This is a genomic window from Rhizobium tumorigenes, from assembly GCF_003240565.2.
Taxonomy (GTDB): domain Bacteria; phylum Pseudomonadota; class Alphaproteobacteria; order Rhizobiales; family Rhizobiaceae; genus Rhizobium; species Rhizobium tumorigenes.
Window position 1 is genome coordinate 2,916,462 of record NZ_CP117255.1, and the last position, 15,427, is coordinate 2,931,888.

Annotated in this window: 15 protein-coding genes; all 15 read right to left on the reverse strand. The window is 60.3% G+C overall.

The genetic code is table 11. The features are described 5' to 3' along the window. Nucleotides 1-16 precede the first annotated feature (16 nt). Nucleotides 17-655 carry a LysE family translocator gene (locus PR017_RS14280; protein ID WP_111219778.1) on the reverse strand — a complete coding sequence of 213 codons (639 nt, stop codon included), beginning with the start codon at nt 653-655 and terminating at the stop codon, nt 17-19. Between the two features lie 11 nt (nt 656-666). Beyond that, nucleotides 667-1,422, reverse strand: a complete 756-nt coding sequence (locus tag PR017_RS14285) for an SDR family oxidoreductase (RefSeq protein WP_111219776.1) — start codon at nt 1,420-1,422, stop codon at nt 667-669. A gap of 5 nt (nt 1,423-1,427) precedes the next feature. Then, nucleotides 1,428-1,817: an MAPEG family protein gene (locus PR017_RS14290; RefSeq protein WP_111219774.1), complete on the reverse strand. Its 390-nt coding sequence runs from the start codon at nt 1,815-1,817 to the stop codon at nt 1,428-1,430. Between the two features lie 50 nt (nt 1,818-1,867). Then, entirely contained in the window at nt 1,868-3,115 is a 1,248-nt protein-coding gene (gene odhB, locus PR017_RS14295) for a 2-oxoglutarate dehydrogenase complex dihydrolipoyllysine-residue succinyltransferase (protein WP_111219772.1), read from the reverse strand. A 144-nt stretch (nt 3,116-3,259) separates the two neighbouring features. Further along, on the reverse strand, nt 3,260-6,244 hold the full coding sequence (locus tag PR017_RS14300) for a 2-oxoglutarate dehydrogenase E1 component (protein ID WP_111219770.1): 2,985 nt from the start codon (nt 6,242-6,244) through the stop codon (nt 3,260-3,262). Nucleotides 6,245-6,406: 162 nt separating this feature from the next. Continuing rightward, the gene (sucD, locus tag PR017_RS14305) at nt 6,407-7,309 is read right to left on the reverse strand and encodes a succinate--CoA ligase subunit alpha (RefSeq protein WP_111219768.1); all 903 of its coding nucleotides are present in this window, start codon (nt 7,307-7,309) and stop codon (nt 6,407-6,409) included. After that, the gene (locus PR017_RS14310) at nt 7,309-7,689 is read right to left on the reverse strand and encodes a hypothetical protein (RefSeq protein WP_111219766.1); all 381 of its coding nucleotides are present in this window, start codon (nt 7,687-7,689) and stop codon (nt 7,309-7,311) included. Before PR017_RS14310 ends, sucD begins: the two co-directional genes overlap by 1 nt. A gap of 2 nt (nt 7,690-7,691) precedes the next feature. Further along, nucleotides 7,692-8,888 (reverse strand): ADP-forming succinate--CoA ligase subunit beta, encoded by a 1,197-nt coding sequence (sucC, locus tag PR017_RS14315; RefSeq protein WP_111219764.1) that lies wholly within the window; start codon nt 8,886-8,888, stop codon nt 7,692-7,694. A gap of 44 nt (nt 8,889-8,932) precedes the next feature. After that, complete coding sequence (gene mdh / locus PR017_RS14320) at nt 8,933-9,895, reverse strand: malate dehydrogenase (RefSeq protein WP_111220029.1); 963 nt, start codon at nt 9,893-9,895, stop codon at nt 8,933-8,935. Nucleotides 9,896-10,073: 178 nt separating this feature from the next. Further along, complete coding sequence (zapE, locus tag PR017_RS14325; RefSeq protein ID WP_111219762.1) at nt 10,074-11,234, reverse strand: cell division protein ZapE; 1,161 nt, start codon at nt 11,232-11,234, stop codon at nt 10,074-10,076. A gap of 47 nt (nt 11,235-11,281) precedes the next feature. Next, on the reverse strand, nt 11,282-11,821 hold the full coding sequence (locus tag PR017_RS14330; protein ID WP_111219760.1) for a protease inhibitor Inh/omp19 family protein: 540 nt from the start codon (nt 11,819-11,821) through the stop codon (nt 11,282-11,284). A 231-nt stretch (nt 11,822-12,052) separates the two neighbouring features. After that, nucleotides 12,053-12,832, reverse strand: coding sequence for a succinate dehydrogenase iron-sulfur subunit (locus tag PR017_RS14335; protein WP_111219758.1), 780 nt, complete (start codon nt 12,830-12,832; stop codon nt 12,053-12,055). Further along, nucleotides 12,825-13,283 (reverse strand): type II toxin-antitoxin system VapC family toxin, encoded by a 459-nt coding sequence (locus PR017_RS14340; protein ID WP_111219756.1) that lies wholly within the window; start codon nt 13,281-13,283, stop codon nt 12,825-12,827. Before PR017_RS14340 ends, PR017_RS14335 begins: the two co-directional genes overlap by 8 nt. Further along, complete coding sequence (locus tag PR017_RS14345; RefSeq protein ID WP_111219754.1) at nt 13,280-13,516, reverse strand: hypothetical protein; 237 nt, start codon at nt 13,514-13,516, stop codon at nt 13,280-13,282. Before PR017_RS14345 ends, PR017_RS14340 begins: the two co-directional genes overlap by 4 nt. A gap of 47 nt (nt 13,517-13,563) precedes the next feature. After that, on the reverse strand, nt 13,564-15,420 hold the full coding sequence (sdhA, locus tag PR017_RS14350) for a succinate dehydrogenase flavoprotein subunit (RefSeq protein WP_111219752.1): 1,857 nt from the start codon (nt 15,418-15,420) through the stop codon (nt 13,564-13,566). Nucleotides 15,421-15,427: the final 7 nt, after the last annotated feature.

The following is a 15,427-nucleotide window of genomic DNA, read 5'->3' on the forward strand; positions in this document are numbered from 1 at the left end:
TCTTGGATTTTTCCGGTTAGTCGGCGGCGCGCGCCAGGGCGAGACGAAGGCCGAAGCCGACCAAAGCCGCTCCGGTGATACGGTTGAACCATTTTCCGCCCGCAATGAAGCGATCGCGGATTGGCTTGACGGTAAAAAATACCGAGACTGCGGCAAACCAGGCAATGAGCGCCATCGCCATGCCGATGCCATAGCTGAACTGGATGAGCGCAGGCGTGTCGTGGTGGACCAGTGTCGAGAACAGCGACAGGAAGAAAAGCACCGGCTTCGGGTTCAGCGCATTGGTGATGAAGCCCGTCGCCAGGCAACGCCAGACCGAAACCGGCTTGCGGTCTTCTTCCGTCACGTCGATGTCCGCAACATTAAAACCCGGTTCACGGAATGATTTGATGCCGAGATAGACAAGATAGGCAACACCCGCCCATTTGATCACGCTGAACAGCAGGAGCGATTTGGAGACGATCAGGCCGAGGCCGAGGATGGTGTAGCTGATGTGAAAAAGCAGCGAAAAGCCCATGCCGACGCCGGTCATCATGGCAGCCCGACGGCCATGGACGACACTCTGGCGAAGGACCACGGCGAAATCGGCGCCGGGCACGACGATGAAGATGGAGAACACCGCCATCAGGCCCAGAAATTCGAACAGATATTGCATATTTGCTCCCCTCAGCGTCCGCCGCTGACATCTAGGATTGCACCCGTAATATAGGAGGCGGACGGGGACAACAGGAACAACACAGCATCGGCAATCTCCTGCGCCTCGCCTGGCCGCCGCATCGGCACAAGATGGGCAAGGTCCCGCGCCCGGTTTGGCAACCCGCCAGAGGCATGGATCTCGGTATTGACGATGCCCGGCCGCACGGCATTCACCCTTATACCCTCTGCAGCAACCTCTTTCGCAAGGCCCGTCGTGAACGTGTCGATCGCACCCTTGGATGCCGCATAGTCGACATACTGGCTCGGCGAACCGAGCGTGGCGGCAACGGACGAAATGTTCACGATGGCACCGCCCTTGCCGCCGTGCCTGATCGACATTCGCTTTACAGCTTCGGCGGCGCAGAAGATCGAGCCGGTGACATTGATGCGGAACAGGCGCTCGATCCGCTCGAAAGACATTTCGTCAACCCGCGCCGTCATGTCGACGATGCCGGCATTATTGACTAGCGCGTCGATGCGGCCGAAGTGAGCATCGACGACCGCATACATGGATGCAACACCGACCGCGCTGCCCACATCACCCTCGGCAATCACCGCTTCGCCGCCTTCGCGGACGATTTCTTCGACCACGGCCTCGGCCGCCTCGCGGTTCGTCGCATAGTTGACGACCACCGCAAAGCCCAGTTTCGCCGCCAGGAGCGAGATAGCGGCGCCGATACCGCGGCTGCCGCCAGTGACGAGGATCACGGGATGATCGCTGCTCATGGCACCTACCAGACCAGTCCGACGAACATCAGTATGAGACCGATCAGCGACACCGTCCAGATCCAGGAACGGTAGGGGCTGAGACCCAGCATATAGGCCGGGAGATAGGCGAAACGGGCCCAGAACCAAAGCCCTGTGCCCCAGGAAAGCAGTGCGCCGTCATGGTTGACGTAGAGGGAAACGACGCTGAGGGCGATGAAGGCAGGATAGGTTTCCTGGAAATTGCGCAGCGCGCGGGTGGCCCGGCCGGTCAGGAGGTTGGGTTGAGGCTCGTCGTCGCGCGTGGAATTTGCCGCCTTGACGCCGATCTGAAGACGGAACGCGGTCGCCTGCGCCGTCAGGTAGATGAAGGCAAGAGCCGCGCTCCACAGCAGGTAGGTAAGTTGAAAGGACATCAGGACTTTCCGAAATGGAAGCGGGCCGCGAAATGCGGCCCGGCCGGTGACTAGAGATCGAGAACCAGACGTTCCGGATCTTCGAGGCTCTCCTTGACGCGGACCAGGAAGGTGACGGCTTCCTTGCCGTCAACCATACGGTGGTCATAGGAGAGCGCGAGATACATCATCGGACGGATGACGATCTGGCCGCCGACGACGACCGGGCGCTCCTGGATCTTGTGCATGCCGAGAATACCGGACTGCGGTGCGTTGAGGATCGGCGAGGACATCAGCGAACCGTAGACACCGCCGTTGGTGATGGTGAACGTGCCGCCCTGCATGTCGGCCATGGACAGCGTGCCATCGCGGGCCGCCTTGGCAAGACGGCCGAGGTCCTTCTCGATTTCCGCAACGGTCATCTGGTCGGCATCACGGATGACGGGAACGACGAGGCCCTTGTCTGTGCCGACGGCCATGCCGACGTGACAATAGTTCTTGTAGATGATGTCGGTGCCATCGATCTCGGCGTTCACGGCGGGCAGTTCCTTGAGCGCGTGCGTAACGGCCTTGGTGAAGAAGCCCATGAAGCCGAGCTTGACGCCATGCTTCTTTTCGAAAATGTCCTTGTACTTCGAACGAAGCGCCATGACGGCCGTCATGTCCACCTCATTGTAGGTGGTCAGCATGGCAGCGGTGTTCTGCGCATCCTTGAGGCGGCGCGCGATTGTCTGGCGCAGGCGGGTCATCTTGACGCGCTCTTCACGCGGCGCATCCTCGACGGCAGTCGGTGCGCGCGGTGCGGACTTGGCAGGCTCGGCAGCGGCCGGTGCCGACAGGCCCTTGGCGACGGCAGCGATCACATCGCCCTTCAGAACCTGGCCACGCTTGCCGGAACCGTCGACCTGTTCGGCTGCAACGTTGTTCTCTGCCATCAGCTTGGCAGCAGCCGGAGCCGGCGGCATCGATGTCGGTGCGGCAGAAGCCGGGGCGGAGACAGCAGCGGCCGGAGCAGCGGCAGCAGGGGCAGCCGGCTCGGCTTTGGCAGGTGCGGCGGCAGCGGCCGGAGCAGCAGCGGCGCCACCGGCAGACATCTGGCCGAGAAGCGCGCCAAGACCCACAGTCTCGCCAGCCTGCACGACGATTTCCGACAGCGTGCCGGCGATAGGCGACGGCACTTCGATCGTTACCTTGTCGGTTTCCAGCTCGAGCAGCGGCTCATCGACCTTGACGACATCGCCGACTTTCTTGAACCAGGTGCCGACGGTCGCTTCGACAACAGACTCGCCGAGGGTGGGTACGCGAATTTCAGTGGCCATGTTCAAATCCTGAATTTTGATCGTTATCGGTTGGACGGCGCTCCGGCAGCAGCCGAAGGGTGGTCTGACGGAGCCCGGCAGGCGACGTCTTCAATCGTATGCTATGCGGAGGGGATATCTCGCGACATCCCCTCCGCTTCGTTCTTAACCGCCGAGCGCATCCTCGAGGAAGGCTGCCAGCTGCGCCAGATGCTTCGACATCAGGCCCGTTGCCGGCGAAGCGGCAGCCGGACGGCCGGTGTAGCGGACGCGCTGGTACTTGGCGTCGATATGGGCAAGAACCCATTCCAGATAAGGATCGATGAACGACCAGGCACCCATGTTCTTGGGCTCTTCCTGGCACCAGACCATTTCCGCATTGCGGAAGCGGCTCAGTTCGTTGATCAGCGCCTTGGCCGGGAACGGATAAAGCTGTTCGATGCGCAGCAGGTAGACGTCATCGACGCCGCGCTTTTCACGCTCTTCCAGAAGGTCGTAGTAGACCTTGCCGGAGCAGATGACGACGCGACGGATCTTGGCGTCCTTCTGCAGCTTGATCGGACCGTCCTTGATGACTTCGGCATCGTCCCACAGCAGGCGGTGGAAAGAAGACTCGCCGGCCATTTCGGCAAGCCCCGACACAGCCTTCTTGTGACGCAGCAAAGACTTCGGCGTCATCATGATCAGCGGCTTGCGGAAATCGCGCTTCATCTGGCGACGCAGGATGTGGAAATAGTTAGCCGGCGTCGTAACGTTGGCAACCTGCATGTTGTCTTCGGCGCAGAGCTGGAGGAAGCGCTCCAGGCGTGCCGACGAATGCTCGGGGCCCTGACCTTCGTAACCGTGCGGCAGCAGGCAGACTAGACCCGACATGCGCAGCCACTTGCGCTCGCCCGACGATACGAACTGGTCGAATACCACCTGCGCACCGTTGGCGAAATCGCCGAACTGGGCTTCCCAAAGGGTCAATGCATTGGGACGGGCCAGCGAGTAGCCGTATTCGAAACCAAGCACGGCCTCTTCCGAGAGCATTGAATTGATGACTTCGTAGCGTCCCTGGGTCGATGACAGGTTGGCGAGCGGAACGTAGCGCTGCTCGGTCTCCTGATCGTATAGCACGGAATGGCGCTGAGAGAAGGTGCCGCGCTCGCAGTCCTGGCCGGAGAGGCGGATCTTCGTACCCTCGACGCAAAGAGCGCCGAAAGCCAGGGCCTCTGCCATTGCCCAGTCGATGCCTTCGCCCGACGAGATCATGTTGGCGCGGTTTTCCATGAAGCGCTGGATCGTCCGGTGCGCGTTGAAGCCTTCCGGGATTTCGGACAGCTTGCGGCCGATATCCTTGAGTGTCTTCATCGGGACGGCGGTCTTGCCGCGGCGCTGTTCGTCTGCATTGTCGGCGGCACGAAGGCCCGACCACTGGCCATCGAGCCAGTCGGCCTTGTTCGGCTTGTAGTGCTGGCCTGCCTCGAACTCTTCCTCGAGATGTGCGCGCCAATCGGCCTTCATCTTGTCGACGTCTTCCTGCGAAACGACGCCCTCGGCAATCAGGCGAGCCGAGTAGAGCTGCAATACAGACTGGTGACCGCGGATGACCTTGTACATTTTCGGCTGAGTGAAGGACGGCTCGTCGCCTTCATTGTGGCCGTAGCGGCGATAGCAGAACATGTCGAGGACGACAGGCTTATGGAACTTCATTCGGAATTCGGTGGCAACCTTGGCCGCATAGACGACGGCTTCCGGATCGTCACCGTTTGCATGGAAGATCGGCGCCTCGATCATCTTGGCAACGTCGGATGGATAGGGCGACGAGCGCGAATAGGCCGGATTGGTGGTGAAACCGATCTGGTTGTTGATGATGACGTGCATCGTACCGGCAACGCGGTGACCGCGCAGCCCGGACAGGCCGAGAATTTCAGCAATGACGCCCTGGCCGGCAAAGGCCGCGTCGCCGTGGATCAGCAGAGGCATGACCTTGGCGCGTTCCGTCAGCGGAATGGTGTCGCCGTCCCAGACGGTGGCGCCCATGTCCTGCTTGGCGCGGACCTTGCCCATGACGACCGGGTCGACGATTTCAAGATGCGAAGGGTTTGCCGTCAGCGATACGTGGATCTTGTTGCCGTCGAAATCGCGGTCTGAAGAGGCACCGAGATGGTACTTCACGTCGCCGGAGCCTTCGACTTCGTCAGGCGCATAGGAGCCGCCCTTGAACTCGTGGAAGATGGCGCGATGCGGCTTGCCCATGACCTGGGACAGCACGTTCAGGCGACCACGGTGGGCCATGCCGAACACGGCTTCGCGCACGCCGAGCGCGCCGCCGCTCTTCAACATCTGCTCCAGCGCCGGGATCAGCGATTCACCGCCGTCGAGGCCGAAACGCTTTGTGCCCTTGAACTTGACGTCGAGAAACTGCTCGTAGCCTTCGGCTTCGATAACCTTCTGGAGAATGGCCTTCTTGGCTGCCGGCGAAAACGCGACACCCTTGTCCGGTCCTTCGATGCGCTCCTGGACCCAGGCTTTTTCTTCCGGGTTGGACATGTGCATGAACTCGACGCCCAGCGTCGAGCAATAGGTGCGCTCGAGGATCTCGATCATTTCACGCACGGAGGCGTATTCTAGGCCGAGAACGTTATCGATGAAAATCTTGCGGTCGTAGTCTGCCTCGGTGAAGCCGTACGCTTCGGGCGACAGCTCGTGGTAGTCCTCGACCGGGGCAGCGATACCAAGCGGATCGAGCTTGGCATGCAGGTGGCCGCGCATGCGGTAGGCACGGATCATCATGATGGCGCGCACCGAGTCGCGGGTCGCCTGGATGATGTCGGCACCGTCGGTCGGCTTGCCGGCTGCTTCGGCCTTTGCCTTGACCTTGGTCTCGACAACCTTCTCGATCACGCCCCAGTTGCCGTCGAGCGCCGAGACAAGATCGCCACCGGCCGCAATCGGCCAGTTCTTGCGCTGCCAAGAGGCGCCCTTGGCTGCCCGCTTCACATCGCCCGGATTGTCATCCAGCGCCTTGAAGAAAGACTGCCATTCGTCGGAAACCGACGAGGCGTCCTGCTCGTAGCGCGCATAGAGCTGCTCGATATAGGCCGCATTGGCGCCGTCGAGGAACGACGTGATCTGAAATTGCTCGTTGGCTTCTTGTCTTGCCATGGTGATCTGCGGACGCTGGTCCGCCTCCCGACTTGAATGGATTGCCGGTCATTTCCGGCGGCCGCATTTCAATTTTCATCCGCCTGTGGCGGCAGTCATTTCGGGCAGATGCCCTGAAATCGAAATGGGCAGGGGCTGATGTCCCTGCCCTTATATATCGGATCAGCCCTTGAGGACTTCAACCAGCGTCTTGCCGAGGCGGGCCGGAGAGGGCGAGACGCGGATGCCTGCTGCTTCCATCGCAGCGATCTTGTCTTCCGCGCCACCCTTGCCGCCGGAAATCACGGCGCCGGCATGGCCCATTGTGCGGCCGGGAGGTGCCGTGCGGCCAGCGATGAAGCCGACCATTGGCTTGGAGCGGCCGCGTTTGGCTTCGTCCTTGATGAACTGCGCCGCGTCTTCTTCTGCCGAACCGCCGATTTCGCCGATCATGATGATCGACTTGGTTTCTTCGTCAGCCAGGAACATTTCCAGGATGTCGATGAACTCGGTGCCCTTGACCGGATCGCCGCCGATGCCGACAGCCGTCGTCTGGCCGAGGCCTTCGTTGGTCGTCTGGAAAACGGCTTCATAGGTGAGCGTACCGGAGCGCGACAGGACGCCGACGGAGCCCTTCTTGAAGATCGAGCCCGGCATGATGCCGATCTTGCACTCGTCCGGCGTCATGACGCCGGGGCAGTTCGGGCCGATGAGGCGCGACTTGGAGGCGTCGAGGCGAGCCTTGACCTTGATCATGTCAGCGACCGGAATGCCTTCGGTGATGCAGACAATCAGCGGGATCTCGGCTTCAATGGCTTCGAGGATGGCAGCAGCAGCGCCGGCTGGCGGCACGTAAATGACCGATGCGTCTGCGCCGGTTGCTTCCTTGCCTTCGGCAACGGTCGCAAAGATCGGCAGGGATTCGCCGGCCGAACCGGCCCAGGTCTCGCCACCCTTCTTGGGGTTGATACCGCCGACCATCTTGGTGCCGTGGTAGGCAAGCGCCTGCTCGGTGTGGAAGGTGCCGGTCTTGCCGGTCAGACCCTGAACCAGGATCTTCGTGTTTTTGTTAATCAGAATGGACATTAGTTGTCTTCCTCTTCCTCGAACTCGAGGGGATCGAATGCCTCAAAGGCGTCATTGGAAAAGCGGTAGCCTTTGCCGGCGGCCGACTTTTGCGTCAGGTGCGCCTCGAGGTTCTTGGACCACTGCGTACGGAACCAGTCGTAATGCTGGTCGACCTGGGAAATGCCCAGTTCGCCCTTCCAGACGAACAGGTCGGTATCCTTGATCTTTTCGGCAAAGTAGGCCTGCGCGTCGTCGTTGTGCGTGAAATGCGCCCAACGCTCGGCGGTACCGTCTTCGCTGTCGTACTCGCTGTCCCAGCAGACGAAGTAGCAAAGGTTCGCATCCGTCTCGTTAGGGCCAAAAGGCTGACGATTGGGGTTCTTCGGGGATTTGGCCATCGTTATAGCGCCTTCACAGCTGAGACGATCTTCTGGGCGGCATCGTCCAGGTCGTCTGCGGAAATGACATTGAGACCGGATTCGTTGATGATCTTCTTGCCGAGCGCGACGTTGGTGCCTTCGAGGCGAACAACGAGCGGCACCTGCAGGCCGACTTCCTTGACGGCAGCCAGAACGCCTTCGGCAATGACATCGCACTTCATGATGCCGCCGAAGATGTTGACCAGGATGCCCTTCACGGCAGGATCGGCCGTGATGATCTTGAAGGCTGCCGTAACCTTTTCCTTCGTCGCGCCACCGCCGACGTCGAGGAAGTTGGCAGGCTCGGCGCCATACAACTTGATGATGTCCATGGTGGCCATGGCGAGACCGGCACCATTGACCATGCAGCCGATGTTGCCGTCGAGGGCAACGTAGGCCAGATCGTACTTGGAAGCGGCGATTTCCTTCTCGTCTTCCTCGCTGGTGTCGCGAAGCGCAACGATATCTTCATGACGGAACAGCGCATTACCGTCGAACGATACCTTGGCATCGAGGACACGCAGGCGGCCATTGGTCATGACGATCAGCGGGTTGACCTCGAGCAGGGCCATGTCGGTTTCGACGAAGGCCTTGTAGAGGATCGGAAACAGCTTTTCAGCATCCTGGCGGGCTTCGCCGTCAAGCTTCAGCGCGTCGCTGAGCTTGGCAACGTCTGCGGCCGTGACGCCCGTCGTTGGATCGATGGCAACGTTGATGATCTTTTCCGGCGTGTCGTGGGCGACGGTTTCGATGTCCATGCCGCCTTCGGTCGAAACGACGAAGGAGACCTGGCCAACGGCGCGGTCGACCAGGATCGAGAGATAAAGCTCGCGGTCGATATCGGCGCCGTCTTCGATGTAGAGGCGGTTCACTTGCTTGCCGGCTTCACCGGTCTGGGCCGTCACCAGCGTGTTGCCGAGCATGTCCTTGACGAAGGCCTGGACTTCCTCGAGCGACTTGGCGAGACGAACGCCGCCCTTGGCTTCCGGCGGCAGTTCCTTGAACTTGCCCTTGCCGCGACCGCCGGCATGGATCTGGCTCTTGACGACATAAAGCGGACCCGGAAGCTGCTTGACGGCTGCCTCGGCTTCGGATGCGTTGAAGATGGCAACACCTTCGGCAACCGGTGCACCAAAGCTCTTCAGCAGAGCCTTGGCCTGATATTCATGAATATTCATGGATCTATCCCTATTGGAACGCGACGCTTATTTCAGCGCCAAACTTATTTTAGCGAAGGCGCGATGTTGATGCAGGCTTCGCAGAGACCGGCCACGGCAGCGACCGACTTGTCGAAGGCTTCTTTTTCAGCCTTGTTCATGTCGATCTCGATGATCCGCTCGATGCCGCCGGCACCGATGACAGTCGGCACGCCGACATACATGTCGTTGACGCCGTACTGGCCGGAAAGATACGCGGCGCAAGGCAGCACGCGCTTCTTGTCCTTGAGGTAGGACTCCGCCATTTCGATGGCAGAGGCAGCCGGAGCGTAATAAGCCGAACCGGTCTTCAGCAGCCCGACGATTTCGGCGCCGCCATCGCGGGTGCGCTGGATGATTTCCTCGAGGCGCTCCTTGGTGACCCAGCCCATCGTGACGAGGTCCGTCAGCGGAATGCCGCCAACTGTCGAATAGCGCGCCAGCGGCACCATCGTGTCGCCGTGGCCACCGAGCACGAAGGCCGTGACGTCCTGGACGGACACGTTGAATTCCTTGGCGAGGAAGAGGCGGAAGCGCGACGAATCGAGGACGCCAGCCATGCCGACGACCTTGTTGGCCGGCAGGCCGGAAAACTTCTGCAGGGCCCAGACCATTGCGTCAAGCGGGTTGGTGATGCAGATGACGAAAGCGTTCGGGGCATACTTCTTGATGCCGGCGCCTACCTGCTCCATCACCTTGAGGTTGATGCCGAGCAGATCGTCGCGGCTCATGCCGGGCTTGCGAGCGACACCGGCGGTGACGATGCAGACATCAGCACCTTCGATCGCCGAGTAGTCGCTGGCGCCGGTGAGGTTGACGTCAAAGCCTTCGACCGGCGAAGACTGGGAAATATCAAGGCCTTTGCCTTGTGGAATGCCGTCCGCGATGTCGAAGAGGACGATATCGCCCAACTCCTTCAAGCCGGCGAGATGCGCCAGCGTGCCACCAATCATGCCAGAACCAATGAGTGCGATTTTGTTACGCGCCATTTCGGGATATCCTTTGCGATCGAAAACGATGGCGCGACACTTTGAAGCATCGACCACGGCCGCCAATCGCTTAGACCCAAAGGGCTAAAATGGCAATTGATTATTTTGTGACGTTAAAATTCAATCGGTTAGATATAAAAACTCTTACGTAAACGTAAGAGTTTTTGTCACCATATCGTTACTCGGCCGCTGACTTAGTTCGAATCTGGGCGAGATACTCCGCACTTCTCATCTCGAAAAGCCGTGAGGCTGTCCGGTCGAATTCGAGGCCCTCGGTGCCACGCCGTTGCACGAGAAGTGCTTCCGGCATCGCCGTTGCGGAGATCGTCACATGGATGGCGTGATCGTAAAGCGTGTCGATGAGAATGATGAAACGCTTGGTCTGATTGCGCTTTTCCGGTCCAAGCTCCGGAATGCGATCGATGAATATCGTGTCGAAACGCGCTGCAATCGCGAGAAAATCTCCGGCCCCAAGGGGGGCCTCGCAGAGATCGGCGAATGAAAACCGCGCCAGCCTGTCGACGGCAGCCGGCACATGGACGGTCCGGCCCTTTCTCTGGATCTCGACTGGCTGTGCCGCGCGTCCGTGAAGCGCCCGCGCCCAGGCTGCATCCATCGCCTTGTCGGTCTCGGCGTTCAGTGGCGTCAGGTAGACAGGCTGGCTGTCGTCCTTTTCCATGCGGTAATCGGTCGGCGAGTCCAGCGTCACCACGTCGACATAGGTCTTCAGAAGTGTGATGAACGGCGTGAACAGCGAGCGGTTGAGGCCCTCGCGGTAAAGGTTATCCGGCTCGACGTTGGACGTGGTGACAAGAACGCAGCCAAGCGAGAACAGTTCTGAAAACAGACGCGACAGGATCATCGCATCGGCGATATCGGTGACGCTGAATTCGTCGAAGCACAACAGCTCCGCCTCGGCAAACAGATCGGCCGCGACAGGCGGAACAGGATCGGAAAGCTTCGTGTCGCCATTCTTGATCTTCAGCCGATGGGCCGCGATACGGTTGTGGACGTCGGCCATGAACTCGTGGAAGTGCGCCCGCCGCTTCTTCTTGGACGGCGCCATGGCGAAGAACATGTCCATCAGCATCGTCTTGCCGCGCCCGACGCTGCCGTGAATGTAGAGGCCACGGATAGACTCGGGCTTCTTGCGCGCCGCAAACAGCCATCCGAGCGCACTGGCCTTCGCAGCCGGCCGCCGCTGCTTGAGAGCGGCCAGCACCCGGTCGAGATGTTTCGCGACATCCATCTGCGCTGCATCCACCTGCAGCGAACCGGAAGCCGTCAGCGATTTCAACTTTTCGCTGACGCTGATCGAGTAGTCAGGCATAGGCTGCATGGAAAAATCCGCCTCGCGCGTCGAAAGATGGCCGGTGGGCCGCAGACCTAGCGGCTAAGCGTGATCGGCTGGCCAGAGGCCGTGGTGCCGGTGAAACGCGAGTCGGCCGTCTTGTAAACCGAACCCAGCTGGTTGCCGCTACGGTCCTTCAGCACGACCTGCTTGCCGGCCACTTCCCAGGATCCCATCGTCGTCAGTTCGCCGACGCAGCCGCGTGTACCGCCGCGCGATCCGCTGCCGAGATTGGTCAGTGTCAGGAACATGTCGCAGCTCGTGCCGCCGTTGCCTACTTTCCAGCTGCCGACCATCGATTCCTTGGTGACATCGAGGCCAGACGCAGCAATCGCTGCATTCTGCTGCGGCGCGCCATTACCCGGATTTGCCGACGGAGGTGCTGGAAACTGCGAGCCGGTACCGGTCGGGGAAGGAAGCTGGCTGGACTGGACCTGCCCAACGGGAGCAGCCTGGATCGGCGGTGGGGAATAGGCTGGAGAAGCGGAGCCATAATCGTTGTTGTAACCCGTCCGCTGGCAACCCGCCAGCGCCACGCCGATAACTGCAGCCGTCGCAGCATATTTGAATCGCATTAGGAAACTCCTGAAATAGCCCAGCCTGCCCCGACGTTGGCGCGCAATCACGGCGGAATTATCGTGAAAGGCATTGATGAATCAAGTGAGCACAAGGAGAAATTGTCGCGGGCCGTTGCCCTTGCCTCTGTCGTGGGACAAATTTGGCGCATTTTTCCAGACGTCCGAACGAAAGACGCCCTCAGATCGACATGAGGGCGGCTCGATAGTGCATATAATGAGAGCAAGCAGCTAGACGCGCCGCTCGACCATCATCTTCTTGATCTCGGCAATCGCCTTGGCCGGGTTCAGGCCCTTCGGGCAAGTCTGGGCACAATTCATGATCGTGTGGCAGCGGTAAAGCCGGAATGGATCTTCCAGATTGTCGAGCCGCTCGCCAGTCGCCTCATCGCGCGAATCGATCAGCCAGCGATAAGCCTGCAGCAGGACGGCCGGACCGAGATATCGGTCGCCGTTCCACCAGTAGCTCGGACAGGAGGCCGAGCAGCAGGCACAGAGGATGCACTCGTAGAGACCGTCCAGCTTCTGGCGGTCGTCATGGCTCTGCTTCCATTCCTTCGCAGGCTCCGGCGATACGGTCTTCAGCCAGGGCTCGATCGAGCGATGCTGCGCGTAGAAGTTCGTCAGGTCAGGAACCAGGTCTTTCACCACCGGAAGGTGCGGCAGCGGGTAGACCTTGACGGTACCCTTCACCTCGTCCAGCCCCTTGGTGCAGGCGAGCGTATTGGTGCCGTCGATGTTCATCGCGCAGGACCCGCAGATCCCCTCGCGACAGGAGCGGCGCAGCGTCAGCGTCGGGTCGATGTTGTTCTTGATGTAGAGCAGCGCGTCCAGCACCATCGGCCCGCAGTCGTCGACATCGATGTAGAAGGTATCGATGCTCGGGTTGTGACCATCGTCCGGGCTCCAGCGATAGATCCGCAGTTCGCGCGTGTTCGTCGCACCCTGCGGCTTAGGCCAGACCTTGCCTTCGCGCATCTGGGAGTTCTTGGGGAGAGCGAGTTCAACCATGCTTATTTTCCTGTTCCAGCAGTAAGCGCCCGTAGGCCTCTTCCAGACTCAAAACGATTTCACCAACGCCTGCCGCGACAGCTTTGGCCCTGAATTTTTCGTCTGCCGTCACTAGCAGACTTCCTGGCGTACGAAGTGCACAAGCCAGGTAAAGAACATCGTAGATCGAGTGGTCCAGACGGGCCGCATACTCAAATGCTACGTTGATGAGTTGTGAGGACGGAACGATCTCCTTGAACGCGGCCGCCAGGTTTTTCACCGACACCGCCGCCTGCTCATGGGAGATGTATCCACCCCTTGCTTTGCGCCTCATCACATTCGAAACTTCGGCAAAAACAAGATCGGGTGCCACCAGCCGATTGCTTTCGTTGGAGATCGCCACCGCTTCGTCGTGATGGCTTTCGTCGACAAACCATTTTATAGCCACGGAAGCGTCGACAACGAAGATCAACGACTGCGATCCTCTTTTAACATCGCCAAGCTGTCAGGCTGCTGGATGCCTTTGGGGGTCATCGCGGCAATCCGCTTTGCAATCGAAGAGAAGGGTTCTGACGCCTGTTGATCTTCGAGCGCATGTCGAAGCAATGCGCTAGCCTGATCTTCGACCGATCGATTATTCAACTGTGCCAAGCTCTCCAGCTTGTTCAGAAGACGATCCTCGATCCTGATCCGCATTTCACCCATGACAGTGCCTCCGGCGATATCCTGCGCCTATCTTGCCATAACCCTCATCAATACACACGCGCCTTCGGCTCGATCTTTTGCGGATCCATGCCTTCGGCGATCAGCTCGGTGTGAACCGGACGGTAGTCGAGTTTCACTTTGCCGGCGTCGTTGACCCAGGAGAGCGTGTGCTTGCGCCAGTTGACGTCGTCGCGGCCGCCGAAGGGACCGTCGGTGAAGTCTTCCCGGGCGTGGCTACCGCGGCTTTCCTTGCGGGCTTCCGCGCCATAGATCGTGGTGATCGCGTTGGCCATCAGGTTGTGCAGTTCGAGCGTCTCGACGAGGTCCGAGTTCCATATCAGCGAACGGTCGGTGACCTTTACGTCGGAAAGCTCCATCCAGATCGCCGACATCCGCTCGCAGCCCGAGGCCAGCGATTCCTGCGTACGGAACACGGCAGCGTCGTCCTGCATGGCATGCTGCATCTTTTCGCGCAGCACAGATGTCGGCGTATTGCCGTTCGAAAACCGCAGCTTGTCGAAGCGATCCATGATCTTTTCGCAGGCAGCGACGTTGAGCTGAGGGATCGGCGCAGCGCGATCGATCACTTCGGCGGCCCGGATGGCAGCAGCACGTCCGAAGACGACGAGGTCGATCAGCGAATTGGAGCCAAGGCGATTGGCGCCATGCACCGATGCGCAGCCGGCTTCGCCGACCGCCATCAGGCCCGGAAGGATGCGTTCCGGATTTTCGCCGTCCGCATTCAACACTTCGCCCCAGTAATTCGTCGGGATGCCGCCCATGTTGTAGTGCACCGTCGGCAGGACCGGGATCGGCTCGCGCGTCACGTCGACGCCGGCAAAGATCTTCGCCGATTCCGAGATGCCGGGCAGGCGTTCGTTGAGAACAGCCGGATCGAGATGGTCGAGATGCAGGTAGATGTGGTCCTTGTTCTTGCCGACGCCACGACCCTCGCGGATTTCCAGCGTCATGCAGCGCGAGACGACGTCGCGCGACGCAAGGTCCTTGGCTGATGGAGCATAGCGCTCCATGAAGCGCTCTCCCTCCGAATTGACGAGATAGCCGCCTTCGCCGCGCGCGCCTTCGGTAATGAGGCAACCCGCACCATAGATGCCGGTCGGATGGAACTGCACGAACTCCATGTCCTGAAGCGGCAGGCCGGCACGTGCGACCATGCCACCGCCGTCGCCGGTGCAGGTATGGGCCGAGGTTGCCGAGAAATAGGCGCGGCCATAGCCGCCAGTCGCCAGCACCACCATCTTGGCGGAGAAGCGATGGATGGTTCCATCATCGAGGCACCAGGCTACGACGCCGATGCACTTGCTGCCGTCTTCCGACATGATCAGGTCGAGGGCGAAGTATTCGATGAAGAACTCGGCGTTGTGCTTCAGCGACTGTCCGTAAAGCGTGTGCAGGATGGCGTGGCCGGTACGGTCGGCGGCAGCACAGGTGCGCTGCACCGGCGGGCCTTCGCCGTAATTCTGCATATGGCCGCCGAACGGCCGCTGGTAGATCTTGCCTTCCTCATTGCGCGAGAAGGGAACGCCGTAATGCTCGAGCTCATAGACCGCCTTCGGCGCTTCCATGGTCAGGTACTGCATGGCATCGACGTCGCCGAGCCAGTCAGAGCCCTTGACGGTGTCGTAGAGATGCCATTGCCAGCTGTCCGGCGTCATGTTGCGCAGTGACGCGGCGATACCGCCCTGTGCAGCGACCGTGTGCGAACGGGTCGGAAAAACCTTGGTGATGCAGGCGGTCTTGAAACCCTGTTCGGCCATGCCGAGCGTGGCGCGGAGACCCGCGCCGCCGGCACCGACAACAATCACGTCATAGGCGTGATCGACATACTTGTAGTCTTTCCCATTCTGGCTGGGACCATTCTGATTGGATGAGGTCGATGCCATGATGCAA

What these genes read in the sequence shown, in the direction of transcription:
- PR017_RS14280 (WP_111219778.1), bottom strand. Translation starts at nt 655, where the DNA reads ATGCAATATCTGTTCGAATTTCTGGGCCTGATGGCGGTGTTCTCCATC.
- PR017_RS14285 (WP_111219776.1), bottom strand. Translation starts at nt 1,422, where the DNA reads ATGAGCAGCGATCATCCCGTGATCCTCGTCACTGGCGGCAGCCGCGGT.
- PR017_RS14290 (WP_111219774.1), bottom strand. Translation starts at nt 1,817, where the DNA reads ATGTCCTTTCAACTTACCTACCTGCTGTGGAGCGCGGCTCTTGCCTTC.
- odhB (WP_111219772.1), bottom strand. Translation starts at nt 3,115, where the DNA reads ATGGCCACTGAAATTCGCGTACCCACCCTCGGCGAGTCTGTTGTCGAA.
- PR017_RS14300 (WP_111219770.1), bottom strand. Translation starts at nt 6,244, where the DNA reads ATGGCAAGACAAGAAGCCAACGAGCAATTTCAGATCACGTCGTTCCTC.
- sucD (WP_111219768.1), bottom strand. Translation starts at nt 7,309, where the DNA reads ATGTCCATTCTGATTAACAAAAACACGAAGATCCTGGTTCAGGGTCTG.
- PR017_RS14310 (WP_111219766.1), bottom strand. Translation starts at nt 7,689, where the DNA reads ATGGCCAAATCCCCGAAGAACCCCAATCGTCAGCCTTTTGGCCCTAAC.
- sucC (WP_111219764.1), bottom strand. Translation starts at nt 8,888, where the DNA reads ATGAATATTCATGAATATCAGGCCAAGGCTCTGCTGAAGAGCTTTGGT.
- mdh (WP_111220029.1), bottom strand. Translation starts at nt 9,895, where the DNA reads ATGGCGCGTAACAAAATCGCACTCATTGGTTCTGGCATGATTGGTGGC.
- zapE (WP_111219762.1), bottom strand. Translation starts at nt 11,234, where the DNA reads ATGCAGCCTATGCCTGACTACTCGATCAGCGTCAGCGAAAAGTTGAAA.
- PR017_RS14330 (WP_111219760.1), bottom strand. Translation starts at nt 11,821, where the DNA reads ATGCGATTCAAATATGCTGCGACGGCTGCAGTTATCGGCGTGGCGCTG.
- PR017_RS14335 (WP_111219758.1), bottom strand. Translation starts at nt 12,832, where the DNA reads ATGGTTGAACTCGCTCTCCCCAAGAACTCCCAGATGCGCGAAGGCAAG.
- PR017_RS14345 (WP_111219754.1), bottom strand. Translation starts at nt 13,516, where the DNA reads ATGGGTGAAATGCGGATCAGGATCGAGGATCGTCTTCTGAACAAGCTG.
- sdhA (WP_111219752.1), bottom strand. Translation starts at nt 15,420, where the DNA reads ATGGCATCGACCTCATCCAATCAGAATGGTCCCAGCCAGAATGGGAAA.